This window comes from Microbacterium phyllosphaerae, assembly GCF_050628115.1.
Classification (GTDB): domain Bacteria; phylum Actinomycetota; class Actinomycetes; order Actinomycetales; family Microbacteriaceae; genus Microbacterium; species Microbacterium phyllosphaerae_A.
Genome location: NZ_CP192502.1, coordinates 2,185,353 through 2,205,000, shown reverse-complemented (window position 1 = coordinate 2,205,000; position 19,648 = coordinate 2,185,353). Strand labels below are relative to the sequence as shown.

Below are 19,648 nucleotides of genomic sequence, written 5' to 3'. Positions count from 1 at the left end.
GGCCCCTGCTGAGCAGAGCTTCAATCCTCCTGCGCTTGCGCGCATGACGATGACCAGCGGTCTTCGGTTGATCCCACTGTACCTCACCGCATCCGCTCTCCCCAAATCAAGCGGGATCAGCGTCGATGCGCCGCGCGACCCCCATGGCCCCCAAGTGCATCGGCCGCTCGTATGAGGCTCAGGTGCGAGAGGGCCTGCGGAGTGTTGCCCGCCTGCCGTGTGTTCGCGACGTCGTACTCCTCCGACAGCAGGCCGAGGTCGTTCGTCATCTCGATCAGCCGCGCCATCAGGTCACGGGCCTCGTCGACACGGCCGCTGGCGGCGTACTGCTCGACCAGCCAGAAGCTGCAGGCGATGAAGGGATGCTCTCCCCCGTCGAGCCCGTCGACGCCCGACTCCGTGCGGTAACGCCGCAGGAAGCCACCGGTGAGCAGGGTGCGCTCGATCTGCTCCACCGTCCGCAGCATCCGCGGGTCGTCGGGGGCGCAGTACCCCACCTGCGGCAGTACGAGCAGCGAGGCGTCGACCTCCGTCGAGCCGTAGTGCTGCACGAAGTACCCCTGGCCGGCATCCACCCCTCGCTCGTCGATCTCGATGCGCAGCCCGTCGCGGACCGCCGACCACCGGTCGGCGTCGCCCGGGAGCCCATGCTCCTGCACAGCGCGCACGCCGCGGTCGAGCGCAGCCCACATCATGACGCGGGAGTGAGTGAACCACTGCGGTTCGCCCCGGATCTCCCAGATGCCGTTGTCCGGCCGGTCGATCGAGGCGATCACCTGCTCGATGAGCGCCCGCTGCAGCGGCCACGAGAAGTCGCCCTCCTCGAGGCCGGCGATCCGAGCTGCTTCCAGAGCGACCAGTACCTCGCCGATCACGTCGCCCTGGTACTGGTCGACCGCGCCGTTGCCTATCCGCACCGGTGCAGCGCCTCCGTAGCCGGGAAGGCTCGTGAGCTCGCGCTCGAGGAGATCGCGCTCCCCCGCGATCCCGTACATGATCTGCACCTCTCTCGGCTCACCGGCCACGGCGCGGAGCAGCCACCGCCGCCAGTGGTGCGCCTCGCTGAGGAAGCCGTGCGCGATCAATGCTTCGAGGGTCAAAGCTGCATCCCGCAGCCAGACGAAGCGATAGTCCCAGTTGCGCGAACCGCCGAACTCCTCGGGGAGCGACGTCGTGGCGGCGGCCACGATTCCGCCTGTGTCCTTGTTCGTGAGGGCCCTCAGCACGAGCAGCGACCGCACGACCTCGCCACGGTACGCGCCGCCGTGCACGATGCCGCTCGCCCAGCCCTGCCACCACGATCTCGTGGCGGCGATCGCGTCGTCGACGTCGAGCGGTTTCGGGGCGTGCTCGTGCGACGGGAACCAGCTCAGGGTCAGATCACGGACCTCGTCGGCGGCGACGGTGAACTCCGCCCTGTGCCGGTGGTCCTCGGCGACGAGCCGCACACCCCGCACGATCACCGCCTCCGCTCCGGCCGTCGCGCGCAGAACCGGTTCTTCGCTCGTGCCCACCTGCCGCACCCAGGGGAGCCTGCGCGAGTAGTCGAAGTGCAGTCGCAGCTCGGTGCCGAATTCGACGTGACCCGAGATTCCGACGATCCGGCGCACGACATCGCTGCGCGAGGGCTGCAGCGGCATGAAGTCGTGCACCTCGGCGACGCCGTCGGCGGTCTCCCATCGGGTGACGAGGATGAACGTGTCAGACACGTAGTGGCGACGCGAGGTCGCGGCGGCATCGAGCGGGCGCAGGCTCCAGCATCCGTTGCTCGCCTCTCCGAGCAGCGCTCCGAACAGCGACGGCGCATCGAAGCGCGGGAGGCAGAGCCAGTCGATGCTCCCCTCCTTCGAGATGAGCGCACCGGTGCGGCAGTCGCTGAGCAGGGCGTAGTCCTCGATGGGAGCGGGCATCGACCGAGTCTGGCATGTTCACCCGAGGGTCGGAGCGATTACGGTGAGAACATGATCGACGCGACGACGCTGGTGATCCTCGGAGCCGGTGGGGACCTCACCTCTCGGCTCCTCCTGCCCGCTCTGGGCCAGCTGCTGACGAGGGAGCCCACGCGCTCCGTGAGGATCGTCGGCGCCGACCGCGAGGAATGGACGGATGCCGAGCTGCAGACCGTCGTCGCGACGGCCTTCGCATCGATGGACGCCGACGACGCGGCAGCCCGTGTCGATGTCACGTACATGCGAACCGACATCACCCGCGCCGAGGATCTGCGTGCGCTGATGAGCGGGCTCACCGGTCGGGTCGCCATCTACTTCGCGGTGCCGCCGGCCGTCGCCGCGGCGTGCATCTCGGCTCTCACTCCCGACATGCTGCCCGAGGGCGCGATGCTCGTCATGGAGAAGCCGTTCGGAACCGACGAGGCGAGCGCCCGCGACCTGAATCGCGTCCTCACCGCGCTCGTGCCGGAGACCCAGGTGTTCCGGGTCGACCACTTCCTCGGCAGGTCGACCACGCTCAATCTGCTCGGCGCACGTTTCGCGAACCGCATCCTGGAGCCGCTGTGGTCGGCGGAGAGCATCGAGTCGGTCGACATCGTCTACGACGAGTCGCTCGCATTGGAGGGACGCGCCGGTTACTACGACTCAGCCGGCGCCCTGGTCGACATGATCCAGAGCCACCTGCTGCAGGTGCTCGCCGTGCTGGCGATGGAGGAGCCGGCCACGCTCGACGAAGTCGACTTCCGCGCGGCGACCGGTGCGGTGCTGCGTGCGACGACGGTGTGGGGCGATGATCCGGCGGCCTCGTCGCATCGGGCGAGGTACACGGCCGGAGACATCGACGGCACGCCGAAGCCGTCGTACGTCGACGAACCGGGCGTGGACCCGAGCCGGGAGACCGAGACACTCGCCGAGGCGACGTTCGAGGTGCGCAACGCCCGCTGGGCGGGTATCCCGTTCCGGCTGCGCTCCGGCAAGGCGCTCGGAACTCCTGCGCGGGAGATCGTCGTGCGATTCCGACCTGTCCGCCACCTGCCGCGCGGGCTCACCGGCACGTCCGACGGCGCGGTGCTCCGATTCTCCCTGGGCCCCGACCGGATGTCGCTCGAGCTGAACCTCAACGCGTCGGAAGACCCGTTCGAGCTGGAGCGCGCGATCCTGTCGGCGGAACTCGGCGAAGGAGCACTCAAAGCCTATGCCGAGGTCCTCTCCGGCGTTCTCGACGGCGATCCGATGCTGGCCGTGCGAGGAGACGCCGCCGAGCAGTCCTGGCGGATCGTGGCCCCCATCCTCGAGGCGTGGCGGCGGGGTGATGTGCCTCTCGACGACTACGTCGCCGGGTCGTCCGGCCCAGAAGACTGGCCGGCGCTCGGCTGACCCGCGCGCCGGCCAGGGGCCGGCTGCCCGAGGGGTGCCGCAGGCGGCGTGTGCGGGAGTGAGAGTCCGCGACCGGGGTTACGCTCGATAGGTGACCCCGGAACTCCAAGCTCGCATCGTGGCTGACTCCCGCGACCGCGTGGCCTGGATGCGGGCCCGCTCGCGCGGGATCACCGCGACAGATGTGGCAGGGCTCACCAGCGAGAAGTCGATCATCCGCGCAGCCGACTCGAAGCTCGGCGGCGGCCCCCGCTTCGGCGGCAACGCGTACACCGATCACGGACGACGCCGCGAGCCGGAGATCGCCGCGTGGGTGGCCGCGACGCACGGCATCCTTCCGTCATCCGCCCTCTTCCGCGCTGAGGTCGAGCACCGCCACCTCGCGACCCCCGACGGCATCGCCGTCGACGCCGACGGACGCGTCAAGCTCGCCGAGATCAAGACGACGAACAAGGCCTTCCGAGGCATCCCGCGCACCTACCTCCGCCAGATCTGGTGGCAGCAGCACGTGCTCGGCGCCGAGCGCACGCTGTTCGTGTGGGAGGAGCATGTCGACTTCTCCCCCATCCACGACGAGCCCCGCTGCGTGTGGATCGATCGCGACGACCGCGAGATCGCGAAGCTCATCGGCCTCGCCACCGATCTGATCGACGAGCTGTACCGGCGCACGACCGGTATGCAGGTGCCGACACGCATAGCGGATGCCACGGCGGCTGCCGCCGCCAGCCGTCGCGAGAAGCTCCGAGAGCGCGACGCCTTCCGGGCGCTCGCCCTGGCCGACTGAACCGACCGCACCGCGTCCGAGGGCCCCCATCGACTCACGGACTGGGCGCCGTGCTCATCACGCACTGAGGGTTCGCGCCCAGCAGGCCGAACGACGCCGACGCGACGAGCCAGTCAGATTCCCACCCGCCGGGCCCAGTGAAGCGGATGCCGAGCGTCTTCGAACCACCGAGGATGTTCGCGAGCAACGCTCCATTGATCACCGTGACATACGCAGTCGTGGTTCCCGTCGTGCTCACGTTCTGCAACAGGTTGCTGAGGACCGGTTCGAGCAGGCCCTGGTTGTTCGCGAGACCGAACTCGGTAGTGGTCAGTGAATACCCGGTGACGCCGACCGGCACTCGCCAATAGATCGTGACGATCGGGTTCGCCCCGAGCAGGCCGCTGCTCGCCACGCACCCCGGCGTCTGCGAACTCACCGGTTCGGGGACGTCGAACGCGGTGATCGTGGCCCGGCCGGATTCAGGGTCGGTGAACGCGGCATCCGTCACCTGAGCTGTCGGGGCGATCCCGATTCCCACGAGCAGCGCCACGCCGGCGACGCCGGCGAGGACGCGATGCCGCCGCCGAAAAGTCATGATCCGCCCTCGTGAACGAGGCCCGCGCGAGCGAGCGCCCGACGACGACGCACGGCGATCGATGCGAGTCCCGCGCAGACCAGGACGGCCCCTCCGGCGACGAACCAGGGTGTGATCGGCGGTATGCCGGTGGTCGCGAGCCCGCCGCCGTCCGGCCCGATCACGGCGGACTCCCCCGCACCCCGTGCGTGCACCCGCACCTGCGTGCTACCGAGCTCGTCTCCGGCGAGCGCGATGACGAATCTCAGATGGGCGACCTCGGTGTCGGCGGTCTCGAGGAGCTGCACCTCGAGGCCGTCACGCGGAATCGCCCAGTCGGTCTTCAGCGGCACCGCTCCCCCCGCGCATCCGCTCGCGTCCCACCCCTGCGCGCATTCGAGAGCGTCGACGACCAGAGCCGCGTCGCCGCTCGCGCTGATGCCCACCGTCACGGTCCCCGGATCGGGAGCCTCGGCACTGACGGTGACATCCCACTGCACGGGCTGTCCCGGCAGCAGGCTCGACGCGGCATCCCAGTCGGCGACGGAGACGAGACGGAGCACGTCGCCTTGAACGACCTGCGTCGAGGGCGCCGCCCAGGCGGGTGTCGCCGCGACGACGAAGCCGACGACGAGCGCCGAGACGACCAGCGGTCTTCCGGCCCGCCGCGTCATCAGCGGTGCTCCTCGGACGTGGCTCGGTGCCGCGAATTCGACGAGCGCGGCCAGAACGCCCACACGACGAGCGCCGTCGCCGCGATCGTGAGCGCACCGAGTACGTAGGGGTTGCCCATCGCGACGATCACCGACGCGATCCCCGGCACCGAGAACAGCACGACCCGCACAGTCTGCACCGTGTACGGGTACGGATCATCGCCGGCGTTGGCATCTCCGCGCATGGTGATCACCCGTTCGGCGTCGCTCGCCCCCGGCGAGATCGAGGTGACGCGGTGAGTGACCGGCAGGTCGCCCACACGGTCGACCGTGACCACGTCGCCGACCTCGATGTCGGATGCCGCGACCTCCTGCACAACGGCCACGGATCCGGCGGGGATCGTCGGGGACATGGATCCGGTGCGGAACATGATGAGGGTGATGTTCACCGTGAGCGCGAGCACGACCAGGAGCATGCAGACCACTCCGGCGATCGCCGCGATCCACAACAGCACGTCGGTGAGCATCCTACCGATGCCTCTCCGTGCCCTTCTCGCCGCGCCCGACGGCACCTGAGCGCCGGTCGGGCCCGCGGACTCGCGGTCGAACGCGGCCTGCTCGCGCAGGCTTCGCCTCGTCGGTGTGCTCATCGACGTCCCTTCCGCTTCTCTCGTGCTGCCGTTCGCCGCCGTCACGACGAGGTGCCGGCCACCTGCCACGTCTGGATCGCGGTCAGGCCCTGCGCACCGTTGTCGGTCGCTGCAGGCAGCGTGACCGCGATGCAGTAGTTCACGGTCGTGCCTCCGTTCGCTGCGACCGCCTGGGTGCCGGTCCCCCCTGTCGCCATCGTCGAGTTGTCGGGCACGACGGCGGTGCCCGACGTGTAGGTGGTGCCGTTGCACGTCGTCCCGGCGATCGAGCGGACGCCGTAGCGGAGGTAGGTCCCGAGCCCGGTGCCGGCCGTGGACGTCACGCTCAGCTGCAGCGTGCCCGCGACCGACGGATTCGCCGTCCTCACGCTGAACAGCGCATAGACCGTGTTGCCCGGTGCCATGGCGCTGAAGGGCGCGCTGAACGACAGTGCGGCCGGGGTGCCGACGGGGTGGCTCGAGAACGTCGTGCCATCCGTGGCCCCGACGATGTCGAACCGTCCGGCGGTGAAGGTCGCGTTGCCGTACTCCGAGTCGTTCCATGCGGCGAGCGTCATCGTCGCACCGACGCCGAACACCAGCCCGCCCGCGAGCAGGGCTCGTATCCGACGGGAGAGCAGTCGCTTCCCCTCCCGCATGCTTCTGCGGGTGTCGGCCATGATCAGTCCGCGGTCGAGGTGGCGGTGAACTCCCACGTCGCGGTCGCGGCAGCGCCCTGGGTGAGCCCTGCGCCGGCGGTCACCGCGAAGCACAGCTGCACAGGTGTCCCCGCGGTTCCGGCCGGAGCGCCCTCGGCGAGCGGCACCGATGTGGCGCCGGTCTGGGCGCTGAGCGTCGTGCCACTCGCGACGACGGTCCCGGTCGCTGCGGCACCGCAGGTGTCGCCGGCGGCGATGGCCGTCACCGTGTACGACAGGTTCGCCTCGTTGCCGCCCGTGCCTGCGCTGATCCCTGCGGGCAGAAGCGTGGCCGAGTTGGTCGTCGTGGCGTCGAGGCGCACCCAGAACGGCGCGTATACGACGTCGCCGGGCGACATCGACGAGGCGACGGCCGGGAGCTGGAACACGAGCGATGCCGCGGTGTCGCCGTTGTCGGCGTTGTGGTCGTCGTATCCGGTGGTCGCGCTGGTGGTGGATCCTTCGAGATTGAACGATCCGGCGGTGAAGGTTCCGGTCGCGAACTCCGAGTCGTTCCACGCCGCGAGGGTCACCCCGATTCCGACACCGAGCACGAGCCCTCCGGCCAGCACTGCGAGAACCTTGCGTTGCGTGTCCTTCGTTGACATTGCACATTCCCCCTCAGGAATTCCGACGCGCGGATGCCTGGGAATGGCCGCCCCTCAGTGGCCCGCATCCACATGTTCAGTTCGTTCGGGTCAGTTTTGTCCACGTGTGCGCGCAAATCAAGGGCACCGGGATCACGATTGAACATTTACTGCGTTATTCGCGCAATAAACGTCCAGGTGTCTGGCGAACCTGTCGAGCGGATGAGGTCCGTCGACCCCCGCTCCGAGCCGACCATCCTCTGGTCGCCGTCAGCTCGCGAGAACCCGCCGCGCTTCGTCCGCGATCTCGGCGGCGATCGTGTCGAGCAGCGCCGAGCGCAGGTTCCACTGCTGCCAGTAGAGGCGCACTCGCAGCGGCGGACCGCCGAGAGGCACCAGCCCGTCTTCGCGCTGCAGCAGCGGCACCATGCCCCACCCCAGTCCGAGGCGCACCGCCAGCGCATAGTCGGCGGAGGCCGGCACATAGTGCCTCGGCACTCCTTGATGCGGCACGCCCATGGAGGCGAGCCATTCGTGCTGCAGAGCATCACGGCGATCGAAGTCCACGAACGGCGCCGTCGCGAGAGCGTCAGGACTCACGCCGCCGCGGAACCAGCGCTCGACGAAGCCTCGCTCGGCCATCGCGTGATACTCGAGCACACCGAGCGGTGCGACCGAGCATCCTGCCACCGGCTCGGCCTCGCTCGTGACCGCCGCCATCACGGTGCCCGACTCGAGGAGCCGTGCGGTGAAGTTCTGGTCATCCCGATGCAGATCGAAGTCGAGGTCATGTGCCGCCGAGAGCCGCGCGAGCGGGGACAGGAACCAGGTCGCCATCGAGTCGGCGTTGACCGCGAGAGGGATGCGCGTGCGTGAAGCCTCACCGCCCTCGAGCCCCAACCCGGCGAGGGCATCGTGCTCGAGCAGGGCGATCTGTCGCGCGAGTCGGACGACCGCCTCTCCTGCTTCTGTCAGCTGCGCCGGCTTCGTGCGCACGACGAGCACGCGCCCCAGCTGCTCCTCGAGCGCCTTGAGTCGCTGACTGACCGCCGACGGAGTCACCCGCAACGTTCGGGATGCCGCGTCGAGGGTTCCCTCGTCCGCGACGGCGGCAACGGTCGCGGCAAGCTCGGGATCGATCTTCACATTAATCATGCTAATGGTTCAGTAGTTATCCTCGCTGGTGCTGATGTCCGATGATGCCTAGCGTGGAACCATGCTCTCCGTCTTCGCAGGCCTCGGACTCGGCCTCTCCCTGATCGTCGCAATCGGCGCGCAGAACGTCTTCGTGCTGCGCCAGGGCATCCGCCGCGAGCATGTCCTGCCTGTCGTGGTCATCTGCGCCCTCTCGGACGCGCTGTTGATCGCCGCGGGCGTCGCCGGGCTCGGCTTCGTCATCTCCGCCGCCCCCTGGCTCGTGGTCGTGGCCCGGTGGGCCGGCGCGCTGTTCCTGCTCGCGTACGGCGTCATCGCCGCGCGCCGTGCATGGCGCGGCGGCGAGGAGCTGCGAACTGACACGGACTCTGCCGATGGCATCTCCTCCACTCCGACTGCCGGGCGCACCGCCACCACCACTCGCACCGCCACCCGCACCTCTCTCGTGCCCGTGATCGCGACCGTGCTCGCGCTCACCTGGCTGAACCCGCACGTCTACCTCGACACGGTCCTGATGCTCGGCTCGATCGCCGCCACCCACGGCGAGGAACGCTGGCTGTTCGCGGCCGGTGCGATGGCCGCCAGCGTCCTGTGGTTCACAGCCCTCGGCTTCGGCGCCCGCTACGTCGGACGCTGGCTGCGCACCGAGCGGTCATGGCGCATCCTCGACGCGCTGATCGCCGTCGTGATGATCACGCTCGCCGTCAGCCTGGTGCTGCCGGTGATCGTGCCCTGATCCGAATCCGACCGGTCGTCAGTCCCCGTCGAGCGGACGCAGGATGCGGGTGAGGAATCTCTGCGTGCGCTCATGCTGCGGAGCCCCGAAGATCTCGGAGGGCGGCCCCTCTTCGACGACGACGCCCGCGTCCATGAAGAACACGCGGTCAGCCGCCTCGCGCGCGAAGCTCAGCTCGTGAGTGACGACCACCATGCTCCAGCCCTCGTCTGCCAGCTCCTTGATCACGAGCAGCACCTCGCCGACGAGTTCAGGGTCGAGCGCGCTGGTCGGTTCGTCGAACAGCAGCAGGTCGGGGCGCAATGCGAGCGCGCGGACGATGCCGACACGCTGCTGCTGCCCGCCGGAGAGCTCGTGCGGGCGCGCGTTCTCCTTGTCTGCGAGTCCGACCCTGGCGAGGAGCACGCGCGCCTCGGCGATTGCCTCGGTCTTCGGCCGTCCCTGCACGCGCCACGGCCCCTCGATCACGTTCTCTATCACCGAGAGATGTGGGAAGAGATTGTGATGCTGGAAGACCATCGCCGAACGGTCGCGCAGCGCCAGACGCTTCTGCTTGCGCAGGCGGGGCTTCACCGGCGCGTCCGGTGCGAAGTCGATGTCGGGTCCCCCGGCCACGACGATCGTGCCGGAGTCCGGCGTCTCGAGGCCGTTGAGGGCCCTCAGCACCGTCGTCTTTCCCGATCCGCTCGGCCCGATCAGCACCACGACCTCGCCGCGGTGCAGCGTCAGGTCGATGCCGCGGAGCACCTCGTTGTCACCGAAGCGCTTGTGCAGGTCGCGGGCGGTCAGCAGGGCGTCCGTCGTGGGCTCTCTCGAGCCGGTGGGGTCAGTGGGCGACATTTCGGTCGAGCCTCCTCTCGAGCGCACTCTGCCCGAACGACAGCACGAGACAGAGCACCCAGTACACCAGCGCTGCGGCGAGATAGAGCACCATGAACTCCAGGGTCGCCGACGCGATCTGCTGCGCCACCTTGAACAGCTCGGTGACGAGGATCAGTGACGCGAGGGACGTGTCCTTCACCAGCGAGATGAAGGTGTTCGACAGCGGCGGCACCGAGACCCTGGCGGCCTGCGGCAGGATGATGCGCGTCAACGTGCGCGTACGGTTCATGCCGACCGTGTACGCCGCCTCCCACTGACCCTTCGGCACCGAGATGATCGCGGCCCGCACGACCTCGGCCCCGTAGCCACCCACGTTGAGCGAGAGCGCGATGATCGCACTCGGCCACGGATCGATCTTGAGCCCGATCGACCCGAGGCCGTAGAAGATCACGAACAGCTGCACGATCATCGGCGTACCGCGGATCACCGAGATGTAGAACCGCGCGATGCCCGAGACGATCGGATTCACCGAGATCCTCATCAGCGCAGCGCCGACCGCGATCACCAGACCGACCGCGAACGAGATCAGCGCGAGCGGAACCGTCACGGTCACCCCCGCCAGAGCGATGGGCCCGAGCGAGTCGAGGAACAGCTGCCAGGGATTGTCCATGCGCTACTGCGTGACGTCTTCGCCGAAGTACTTGTCGCTGATCTCCGCCAGGGTGCCGTCGGCGCGGAGCTCTTCGAGAGCCCCGTCGATCGCCTCGACGAGAGACGTCTTGTCCTTCGTGAACACGAACGCCTGCTCACCGGCGTCGTCGGTCTCGGCGGCGATCTTGAGTCCGGAGGGGCTGTTGGTGGTCTCGTAGTCGAGGAAGGTCAGCTTGTCGTTGACGGTGGCGTCGACGCGACCCTGGCGCACGAGCTCGACCGCCTGTGCCCAGCCCTCGACGCCCTCGACCGTGGCGCCCGATTCGGTGGCCAGCTCATACCAGTTGCTCGTGAGCGACTGCGCCGTGGTCTTGCCTTCGAGGTCGTCGAACGACGAGATCGAGTCGTCATCCTCGGGGACGACGATCACGCCGGGCGAGACGGTGTACGGTGCGCTGAACAGGTACTTCTCCTCGCGCTCGTCGTTGATGCTGACCTGGTTCGCGATCACGTCGAAGCGCCCCGCGTCGAGGCCGGCGAAGATCGCATCCCACTGGGTCTCCTGGAACTCGACCTCGAGGTCCAGCTTCTCGGCCACGGCCTGGATGATCTCGACGTCGAAGCCGGTGAGATCTCCCGTGCCGCCGTCGGCGTGGAAGCTGAACGGACGGTAGGTGCCTTCGGTGGCGACCGTGAGGACGCCGTCCTTGACGAGACCGAATCCGTCGCCCGCGCCCTCTTCGCTCGAGCTGCTCTCGGCGGGCGCGGTGCTGCCGCTGCAGGCGGTGAGTGCTGCGGCGGCGACGACCAATGCGGTGACGGCGATGAGGCGACGGGACATGTGACCCTCCTGGGGTGCGGTATGAGGCGCGAGTGCTGTGGCGCGGAACTCACCCACAGTACGTGGCATCCGCTCCGCATCCCAACATCGGATGACGCTCGATGTCGTCCCGGGGATGCAGAAAGGCCCCCGCATACTGCGGGGGCCTTTCAGAAATCACATTCAGATGGAGTTGACGTCCAGCGGGATGCCGGGGCCGAACGTGGTCGACACGGCGCCCTTCTGGATGTAACGGCCCTTCGAGCTCGACGGCTTGAGGCGGACGATCTCCTCGAGCGCTGCGCCGATGTTCTCGTCGAGCTGCTCAGCGGAGAACGACGACTTGCCGACGACGAAGTGCACGTTGGCGTGCTTGTCGACGCGGAACTCGATCTTTCCGCCCTTGATCTCCTCGACGGCCTTGGCCGTGTTGGGGGTCACGGTGCCGGTCTTCGGGTTCGGCATGAGTCCACGCGGACCCAGGACCTTTCCGAGACGACCGACCTGGCCCATGAGCTCCGGGGTCGAGACGGCCGCGTCGAACGCGGTCCAGCCTGCGGCGACCTTCTCGATGAGCTCGGCGCCGCCGACCTCATCTGCACCTGCGGCGATCGCTGCCTCGGCCGCGGGGCCGGTGGCGAAGACGATGACGCGGGCGGTCTTACCGGTGCCGTGGGGCAGGATGACGGTGCCGCGCACCATCTGGTCTGCCTTGCGGGGGTCGACCGCGAGCTTCAGCGCGACCTCGACGGTCGAGTCGAACTTCGACGAGCCGGTCTCCTTGGCGAGAGCGACAGCCTCGGTGGGAGTGTAGAAACGGTCTGCCTCGATCTTCTCGGCGGCAGCCTTGTATGCCTTGGACTTCGTAGCCATGATTATTCTCCTCAGCCCTCGACCGTGATGCCCATGGAACGGGCGGTGCCGGCGATGATCTTCGAGGCGGCCTCGATGTCGTTTGCGTTCAGGTCGGCCTGCTTGGTCTCGGCGATCTGACGGACCTGGTCCTTGGTGATCTTCGCGACCTTGACCGTGTGAGGCGTCGCCGAGCCCTTGGGCACGCCGGCTGCCTTCTTGATGAGCTCCGCCGCCGGCGGGGTCTTCAGGATGAACGTGAAGCTGCGGTCCTCGTAGACGGTGATCTCGACGGGGATGACGTTGCCGCGCTGCGACTCGGTCGCGGCGTTGTACGCCTTGCAGAACTCCATGATGTTGACGCCATGCTGACCGAGCGCGGGGCCGATCGGCGGCGCCGGGTTGGCTGCACCGGCGTTGATCTGAAGCTTGATCAGGCCGGTCACCTTCTTCTTCGGTGCCATATCCTCTTCCTTTCATCGAACAGATGCGGATGCATCCGCTCTCCCGCGAACCCGGCATCTCCGGGCTGCGGTCGTCTGCGCGCACGCCGAAGCGGCACACAAACCAGACAAGTCTACCTGATCTGCGACCACGCGGACTACTGCCGCCTCAGGCAGCGCCGGGTCGGGCCGGTGCGGAACCCGGGCGGGGCCGGAAACGCACCCGAATCGCCCGATTCGGATGCAGAAATGACCCCGCACAGACCCGCGGATGCAGAAGTGACCCCGCACAGACCCGCGGATGCAGAAGTGACCCCGCACGGCCCCGATGCCGCGCGAGGCCAATAGCGCACCCGAACGGCCCGATTCGGATGCGGAAGTGACCCCGCACGGTCCCGCGGATGCAGAAATGACCCCGCACCGACCCGCGGATGCAGAAGTGACCCCGCACCGAGCGCGACGGCGCTCGGGCCGGGAACGCGAGAACGGCCGCCCCGAATGGGACGGCCGTTCTCGTGAATCCGTGTGTCAGACCATCTTGGTGACCTGATCGAACGAGAGCTCGACCGGGGTCTCGCGCTCGAAGAGCGACACGAGCACGGTGAGCTTGCCGCTCTCGGGCTTGATCTCGCTGATCGAGCCGGGAAGACCCGCGAACGAGCCCTCCTTGATCGTGATGGTCTCGCCGACCTCGAAGTCGACCTCGGCCGGCAGCGGACGAGCGACGGCGACGCCGCCCTTCGACGCGATGTTCTTCGCGGTCGGAGCGTCCTTGACCTCGACGAGGGACTTCAGCATGTTGAAGGCCTCTTCGAAACGCAGGGGGGTCGGGTTATGGGCGTTGCCCACGAAGCCGGTGACACCGGGCGTGTGGCGTACGACAGACCAGGTGTCTTCCGTGAGCTCCATGCGCACGAGCACGTAGCCCGGGATGCGCACGCGGGTGACCATCTTGCGCTGGCCGTTCTTGATCTCGACGACGTCCTCCATCGGGACCTCGATCTGGTAGATCTCGTCCTCGACCTCGAGCGTCGACTTGCGCTGCTCGATGTTCGCCTTGACCTTGCGCTCGAAACCGGCGTACGAGTGGATGACGTACCACTTGCCCGGGAGCATCCGCAGGTCGAGGCGGAACGCCTCGTACGGGTCTTCCTCGGCGTCGTCGTCGTCGGACTCGGCGTCTTCGTCGCCCTGCTCGTCATCAGAGCCGAGGTCGGGGCCGTCGTACGGGGTGACCTCGTCGGCCTCAGCGGCCTCGAGCTCGGCGGTCTCTTCCGCCACAGAGTCGTTGAGGACCTCAGCGGCAGCCTCAGACTCAGCCGCTTCGTCCAGATTGAGAGCGTCGTTCACGATCGCGTCAGCCTCCGGGTCGTCGATTTCGATGTCGCTGTCGTCCTGCGTGTCGGACTCGTCCTCGCCGTCGACGTCCTCGATGTGGAGGGCGACGTGCTCGGCCGAGGTGACCGAGTTCTCCTCCGCTGCGAGAACGTTGCCCTCCTGGGCTTCGTCCTCTTCGCTGGACTGCTCGGCAGCCGTCGCCCAGTCGGCGTCGTCGGAATATCGTTCAGACACGTTGTTTCTTTCCAATCACTGCGGCCGGAGCCGCGAGGGCGTCAGGCGCCCGGGACTCCGAACACCACGTGCGTCACCCAGGCGAACAGGGTGTCAAGTCCGTAGACGATGCCCATGACGATCAGAACGAAGACGAGCACCACCGCGGTGAACTTGACCAGTTCCTTGCGGGTCGGCGTGACGACCTTGCGCAGCTCTGCGATGACCTGACGGAAGAACAGGGCGATGCTCCCGAAGAAGCCTGCGATTCCACGCTTCTTCTCGCGGGTGGCTCCTGACGCGACGACCTCGCCGCGCGGTTCGTCCTGATCCATCCTGAATGTACCTTTCGTGTGTCAGCGTGTGCTGACGCGCAGGGCGGACAGGAATCGAACCTGCAACCTGCGGTTTTGGAGACCGCTGCTCTGCCAATTGAGCTACCGCCCTAGAGACCGGGAGGTCTCGGGGTGTCATCTTCATCCTGCCACCGCAACCGGACCGGAAGGACCGGGGCACGGCGAAAGAATGCAGACAACAACTGCTCGTCAAGCATACGGCATCCTCCGCCAGGTGCCGAACCGGGTCGGGCCGGGGTGTTGTTGTTAGGCTCGGCGGGCGGATGCAACCGGAGGGAGCGCAGTGAGCGCTGAGGTGCAGCAGTTCCAGGTGGACCTGCGCGGGGTCGTCGACCTTCTGAGTCGCCACATCTATTCGAGCCCTCGCGTGTATCTGCGGGAGCTCCTGCAGAACGCCAGAGACGCCATCACGGCCCGAGGCGAGGTCGACGGCGAGGGCGGACGCATCCGCATCACCCCGCTGACTGAGGCCTCCGGCGAGTTCGTCCTGCGAGACGACGGCGTGGGGCTCACCGCCGGAGAGGTGGCCGATCTGCTCGCGACGGTGGGGCGCAGCTCGAAGCGCGACATCTTCGATCTCCCCCGCAGCGACTACCTGGGCCAGTTCGGCATCGGCCTGCTCAGCTGCTTCATGGTGGCCGACACCATCGTGATCCGTTCGCGCAGCGCACGTGGCGGTTCGGCCGTCGAGTGGACGGGCAGCGCCGACGGCACGTTCCGCGTCGTCGAGATCGACGACGACCTGCCGATCGGCACGAGCGTGCACCTGGTGCCCCGCTTCGACTCCGACGACCTGCTGCGCCCCGCGGCCGTTCGCGAGCTGGCCACGACGTTCGCAGAGTTCCTCCCCGTACGGGTCACGATCGACTCCCCGCACGGCGACGTCGACGTGACCCGCCGCGCACCCTTCCTCGATGCGGCGGAGAACGTCGACGAGGCGGTCCAGTACGGGCGTGACCTCCTCGGCGCCTCGCCGCTCGATGTCATCGAGCTCGCCGAGCCCGCGACCGGCACCCACGGCCTCGCCTATGTGCTCCCCTACGCTCCGCCCCCAGGCGCGCGGCAGGCGACACGGATGTACCTCGGCAGGATGCTGCTCGGCGAGCGCATCGACGACGTGCTTCCGGAGTGGGCCTTCTTCGTGCGCGCGGTCGTCGATTCGACCGGCCTCGCGCCGACTGCGAGCCGCGAGTCCCTGGTCGACGACGCGGCGCTGGAGCGCGTGCGCGAGCAGTTCGGCGCCGGCATCCGTCGCTGGGTGCTCGAGCTGGGCCTGCGCGAGCCGCACCGGCTCGCGCAGTTCGTCGCGATCCACGAGGTGGGGCTGAAATCGCTGGTTCGTCACGATGAGGAGCTCGCGCGGTTCATCACCCGCTGGCTGACTCTCGAGACCACCCACGGCACGATGCGCATCGGCGATCTCGTGGAGCGGTATCCGCACGTGCGCTTCGCCCCGTCGGTCGACGAGTTCCGTCAGGTCGCGGGAATCTCCCCCAGCTCCGAAGTGCTGGTCAACGGCGGTTATCTGTACGACGCCGACCTCGTGCGGATGCTCCCCGATCTCTACCCGCAGACCACCGTCGAGCTCGTCGACGTGACCGGCGAGCTCGACCGACTGGATCCGCCGCCCCTCGACGACCGTGACGCCGCGATGGCGCTCGAGGCTCGCGCCGGCGGCGTGCTGACGGCATCCGGCTGCTCGGTCATGGTGCGCTCGATCGACCAGCCCGAACTCGCCGCCCTCTACGTTGCCGACCCCGAGGTGCTGCGAAAGATCGACCGCGGCCGCACGAAGGGCATCACCGGCTCGCTGTGGGGCGGAGTGCTCGACCGCATCGACTCGACGCTCTCTGCATCGCGCGACGACGATCTGAGCGCCCGCCTGTGTCTGAACTGGTCGAACCGGGTCGTGCGCGCCCTGGTGCGGGTGCAGGACGACGCGGTGTTCGCCCGCACGGTGCAGCTGCTCTACATCCAGGCGCTCCTGTCCGGGCACCATCCGCTCTCGGACGCTGACCGCGCTCTCATGTCCACGGCGCTCGCCGACCTCGTCTCACTCTCGGCCGGCATCGAAGAGGACTCGCTCCCCTTCGGCGACGCGCTCTGATCCGCACTCCGTCCGAAGGAACCCCGCATGGCACGTCCGCAGAAGCGCTTCACGCAGCTCATCGAGGAGATCGACCGCACCCCGTGGGGCCCCGCCGAGCAGGCGCTGGTCGCGGATGCCGTCGCCCTCGCCGTCGAACTCGGCGACGAGCGGCTCGAGTACGAGGCCCGCATGCGCCAGACAGCATCGGCGAACATGAACGGCGCGACAGATGTGATGCTGAACTCGTTCGCGTGGTGCCTCGCCCGGCACGACGCCGACCCGCAGCGCTTCCCCGCCGATCTGGAGTACGGCGGCGCCGACCTGATGTGGCAGTTCAAGTGGATGGCGTCGTCGCTGCGGTCCTCTCCCGCGTTCTCGGTCGAGCAGATCGCCGCGGTTCTCGATGACATGGAGGCGCATTACCGCACGGCAGGACTCGGTCTCAGCGGAGTGCTCACCGCGCGGTTCGAGGATGCCTGGGATGCCGGCCGCATCGAAGAGGCCGAGGCGCTGCGCGTGCAGCTGGAGGCGACTCCCCGCGACGACCACAGCCACTGCGACGCCTGCGGCCGCAGTCAGGCCGCCGGCTTCTTCGCCGAGACCGATCGCGATGCGGAGGCGATCCGACTCGTCGAGGAGATGCTCGAGGGTGGATTCTCGTGCGGAGAAGAGCCCGAGCACGCCCTCTCACGGGTGCTCGTGCCGTACCTGCGCGCCGGGCGGTTCGACGAGGCGAAGAGCGCGCACCTTCGCAGCTACCGCCTGGCGAAGGACAACCCCGACAACCTGCGGATCGTCGCGAACAACATCGTGTTCTCGGCGCTGACCGGCAACGAGGCGCGTGCTCTCGCCCAGGTCGAGCGCCACATCTCATGGCTCGCACACGACGGTCTCAACGTCGACGCGCATTTCGCCGCCCTCGCCGCAATCGGGTTCGCGCTCGACCGCGTGGCGGCGACCGGCCACGGCGACACCCCGGTGCGAGGAGCCGACGCTCCTGCACTCACCGCCTTCTTCGGCGAGCACGACGGCACCTGGGGCGCCGCCGACCTCGCGGTCGCCGCCTGGGCGTCCGCAGAGCGCATCGGTGCCGACTTCGACCGGCGAGACGGCACCGAGGGGCATTCGCGCACACTGGCCCGCATACGTGCGCTCTCGACCGAGCACTACGACGTCCCGATCAGATCGGATGCGTTCACCGCTGCCCCCGACGCCACGATTCCCGCCGACGCCGATGCCTGGTTCGACCGCGTGATGGACCTCGCTCAGTTCGGGGCCGAGCACGAGACGCTGCTGGCACTTCCCCACGCTCTCGACGTGGAGGATCCGTCGAAGCTCGCCCAGCTCATGTCGATGCGCCTCGGCATCCTGATCGCGCTCGATCGCGCCGACGAAGCCGCCGAGCTGCTCCCGTCACGGATCGATGCGCTGCGGGCCGCAGGGCTCGATGCGCAGGCCGACCTCGAGCAGAGGCTCGGCCTCGCGACCTTCGGACTCAACACCCCCGACGCGGCGGCCGCCCTCGAGGACGAGCTCGCGACCGCCGCTGCGCTTCCCGCCTGGTCGCGCGGCGACCTCGCGATCAGCCGCGCCTCGCTGCACATGCACGCCGAGGAGCCCGGCGCCGCCCTCGACATGGCCGAGATCGCCGCCCGCGCATTCGCCGAGGCCGCCGACGCGCGCCTGTCGAACACCACGACGCTCATCGCGATCGCCGCCGTGCTGCAGAAGAACGACATCGAGGCGGCATCCGCCCTGCTCGATCGGTTCCTGGCTCAGGACGACCTCAGCATCGGACACCGGGCGCAGGCCCTGCAGACCCGCGCCAGAGTGCGCGGGGGCAGCGAGGCGTTCGTGGAGGGTGCGGCGGATGCCGACGAGGCATCACGCCTGCTGGCGAGCCTCGGAGCGACCAAGGCCCTGGCTGCGGCGCACCTGCTCGCCGGAGCGCTCTGGGAAGACGCGGGCGACCCCGAGAAGGCCGTCACCCGCTACCGCGTCACCTCGCGTCTCGTCGCCCAGGAGGGCGGCGATCAGGCGGGCGCTGACTTCCGTCTCGCGCGGGCCATGCTCGCAGCAGGCGAGGCCGAGGTCGCTGCTGAGCTGTTCGGACAGGTGCTTGAGAGCGAGGAGCAGGCCGAGGTGCACCCCGCATCACGCGCGATGACGGCATCCCTCCTCGCCCGCGCACTGGGTGCATCCGGGGAGTTCGGGCAGGCCGTCGGCGCCTACGGATACGCCGCGCAGCTCTTCGGCGAGGCTGAGGAGCACGCAGACCAAGCCGTGGCGCTGACCGAGCGCGCGAAGATCCTCGCCCGTTTCGAAGAGAACGACGAGGCGATCGAATCGCTCGAGACGGCAGCCGGGATCGTCCGCAAGGCGCCGGATGCCGTCGGCGCCCTCGCCGATGTGCTGCACAACCTGGGTCAGGCGTACGGCGCGCGACAGGACGACCGCGCGTTCGCCCTCTTCGACGAGGTGGCAGCGCTCGCGCAGGAGCACGAGGCGGGCTGGCTGCTCGCCGACGTCACCGACTCGCGCGGCCGCGCGCTCGCCCAGTTCGGCCGCACGGACGAGGCCGTGGCCGCGGCTCTGACCGCTGCCGACGGGTTCGCGTCGATCGGGGATGCAGGTTCCGCCGGCGGCTCCGAGCTGTTCGCCGCTCGGCTGCTCGCGGGCGACGAGCGCGCCGCGGATGCCGTGCCGATCTACCGCAGCGCGCTGGAGCACGCGGCCGAGCATCCGCCGCTCCGCCAGGTGTCGGCGCTCGAGCTGGGCGACGTGCTCGAAGCACTGGGCCGTCACGTCGAGGCCGCCCAGGCGCGGGCGCTCCTCGACAGCTGACTCGATCGCGAGCCGCGCCGCGCGCGCCTCACAAGTCCGATCACGCCTCGTAAGTCCGGATCATGCGAGATCGGACTTGAGAAGCGCGATCGGACC

At 68.6% G+C, this 19,648-nt stretch carries 19 protein-coding genes and 1 tRNA gene; 5 read left to right on the top strand and 15 right to left on the bottom strand.

All coding sequences use genetic code 11. The features are described from left to right. Window positions 1–116 precede the first annotated feature (116 nt). Window positions 117–1,910, bottom strand: coding sequence for a glycoside hydrolase family 15 protein (locus tag ACQ4LY_RS10340; protein ID WP_431071180.1), 1,794 nt, complete (start codon window positions 1,908–1,910; stop codon window positions 117–119). A 51-nt stretch (window positions 1,911–1,961) separates the two neighbouring features. Here ACQ4LY_RS10340 and ACQ4LY_RS10335 point away from each other — a divergent pair, with 51 nt between their 5' ends. Both ACQ4LY_RS10335 and ACQ4LY_RS10330 read left to right on the top strand, forming a co-directional pair. Continuing rightward, a complete protein-coding gene (locus ACQ4LY_RS10335) occupies window positions 1,962–3,326 on the top strand; it encodes a glucose-6-phosphate dehydrogenase (RefSeq protein WP_431071178.1) in 1,365 nt (454 codons plus the stop codon). Between the two features lie 91 nt (window positions 3,327–3,417). Then, a complete protein-coding gene (locus ACQ4LY_RS10330; protein ID WP_431071176.1) occupies window positions 3,418–4,110 on the top strand; it encodes a YqaJ viral recombinase family protein in 693 nt (230 codons plus the stop codon). 34 nt (window positions 4,111–4,144) lie between these two features. On the opposite strand, the gene ACQ4LY_RS10325 is transcribed toward ACQ4LY_RS10330, so the two are convergent. The 6 genes from ACQ4LY_RS10325 to ACQ4LY_RS10300 form a co-directional block, all read right to left on the bottom strand. Further along, window positions 4,145–4,687: a hypothetical protein gene (locus tag ACQ4LY_RS10325; RefSeq protein ID WP_431071174.1), complete on the bottom strand. Its 543-nt coding sequence runs from the start codon at window positions 4,685–4,687 to the stop codon at window positions 4,145–4,147. Next, on the bottom strand, window positions 4,684–5,340 hold the full coding sequence (locus tag ACQ4LY_RS10320; protein WP_431071172.1) for a hypothetical protein: 657 nt from the start codon (window positions 5,338–5,340) through the stop codon (window positions 4,684–4,686). The genes ACQ4LY_RS10325 and ACQ4LY_RS10320 overlap by 4 nt, the downstream gene beginning before the upstream one ends. Then, entirely contained in the window at window positions 5,340–5,969 is a 630-nt protein-coding gene (locus tag ACQ4LY_RS10315) for a signal peptidase I (protein ID WP_431071170.1), read from the bottom strand. The genes ACQ4LY_RS10320 and ACQ4LY_RS10315 overlap by 1 nt, the downstream gene beginning before the upstream one ends. 41 nt (window positions 5,970–6,010) lie before the next feature. Continuing rightward, complete coding sequence (locus tag ACQ4LY_RS10310; RefSeq protein WP_431071168.1) at window positions 6,011–6,628, bottom strand: SipW-dependent-type signal peptide-containing protein; 618 nt, start codon at window positions 6,626–6,628, stop codon at window positions 6,011–6,013. A 2-nt stretch (window positions 6,629–6,630) separates the two neighbouring features. Then, entirely contained in the window at window positions 6,631–7,254 is a 624-nt protein-coding gene (locus tag ACQ4LY_RS10305) for a SipW-dependent-type signal peptide-containing protein (protein ID WP_431071166.1), read from the bottom strand. Window positions 7,255–7,503: 249 nt separating this feature from the next. After that, a complete protein-coding gene (locus ACQ4LY_RS10300; RefSeq protein WP_431071164.1) occupies window positions 7,504–8,379 on the bottom strand; it encodes a LysR family transcriptional regulator ArgP in 876 nt (291 codons plus the stop codon). Between the two features lie 70 nt (window positions 8,380–8,449). On the opposite strand from ACQ4LY_RS10300, the gene ACQ4LY_RS10295 reads away from it, so the two are divergent. Continuing rightward, window positions 8,450–9,124, top strand: a complete 675-nt coding sequence (locus tag ACQ4LY_RS10295) for a LysE/ArgO family amino acid transporter (protein WP_431071162.1) — start codon at window positions 8,450–8,452, stop codon at window positions 9,122–9,124. An 18-nt stretch (window positions 9,125–9,142) separates the two neighbouring features. Here ACQ4LY_RS10295 and ACQ4LY_RS10290 read toward each other — a convergent pair whose 3' ends face one another. The 8 genes from ACQ4LY_RS10290 to ACQ4LY_RS10255 form a co-directional block, all read right to left on the bottom strand. Beyond that, window positions 9,143–9,964 carry an amino acid ABC transporter ATP-binding protein gene (locus ACQ4LY_RS10290; protein WP_431071160.1) on the bottom strand — a complete coding sequence of 274 codons (822 nt, stop codon included), beginning with the start codon at window positions 9,962–9,964 and terminating at the stop codon, window positions 9,143–9,145. After that, window positions 9,951–10,616 carry an amino acid ABC transporter permease gene (locus ACQ4LY_RS10285; RefSeq protein WP_431071158.1) on the bottom strand — a complete coding sequence of 222 codons (666 nt, stop codon included), beginning with the start codon at window positions 10,614–10,616 and terminating at the stop codon, window positions 9,951–9,953. The genes ACQ4LY_RS10290 and ACQ4LY_RS10285 overlap by 14 nt, the downstream gene beginning before the upstream one ends. Window positions 10,617–10,619: 3 nt before the next feature. Further along, window positions 10,620–11,438, bottom strand: a complete 819-nt coding sequence (locus ACQ4LY_RS10280) for an amino acid ABC transporter substrate-binding protein (RefSeq protein ID WP_431071156.1) — start codon at window positions 11,436–11,438, stop codon at window positions 10,620–10,622. Between the two features lie 162 nt (window positions 11,439–11,600). Beyond that, window positions 11,601–12,290, bottom strand: coding sequence for a 50S ribosomal protein L1 (rplA, locus tag ACQ4LY_RS10275; RefSeq protein ID WP_400865858.1), 690 nt, complete (start codon window positions 12,288–12,290; stop codon window positions 11,601–11,603). An 11-nt stretch (window positions 12,291–12,301) separates the two neighbouring features. Continuing rightward, window positions 12,302–12,733, bottom strand: a complete 432-nt coding sequence (rplK, locus tag ACQ4LY_RS10270; protein ID WP_056312763.1) for a 50S ribosomal protein L11 — start codon at window positions 12,731–12,733, stop codon at window positions 12,302–12,304. A 507-nt stretch (window positions 12,734–13,240) separates the two neighbouring features. Next, on the bottom strand, window positions 13,241–14,284 hold the full coding sequence (gene nusG / locus ACQ4LY_RS10265; protein WP_431071154.1) for a transcription termination/antitermination protein NusG: 1,044 nt from the start codon (window positions 14,282–14,284) through the stop codon (window positions 13,241–13,243). A 41-nt stretch (window positions 14,285–14,325) separates the two neighbouring features. Then, on the bottom strand, window positions 14,326–14,598 hold the full coding sequence (secE, locus tag ACQ4LY_RS10260; RefSeq protein WP_056514052.1) for a preprotein translocase subunit SecE: 273 nt from the start codon (window positions 14,596–14,598) through the stop codon (window positions 14,326–14,328). A 39-nt stretch (window positions 14,599–14,637) separates the two neighbouring features. Further along, window positions 14,638–14,710, bottom strand: a tRNA-Trp gene (locus tag ACQ4LY_RS10255). Window positions 14,711–14,902: 192 nt separating this feature from the next. On the opposite strand from ACQ4LY_RS10255, the gene ACQ4LY_RS10250 reads away from it, so the two are divergent. After that, window positions 14,903–16,726: an HSP90 family protein gene (locus tag ACQ4LY_RS10250; RefSeq protein ID WP_431071152.1), complete on the top strand. Its 1,824-nt coding sequence runs from the start codon at window positions 14,903–14,905 to the stop codon at window positions 16,724–16,726. 27 nt (window positions 16,727–16,753) lie between these two features. Beyond that, a complete protein-coding gene (locus ACQ4LY_RS10245; RefSeq protein ID WP_431071150.1) occupies window positions 16,754–19,552 on the top strand; it encodes a hypothetical protein in 2,799 nt (932 codons plus the stop codon). Window positions 19,553–19,648 lie beyond the last annotated feature (96 nt).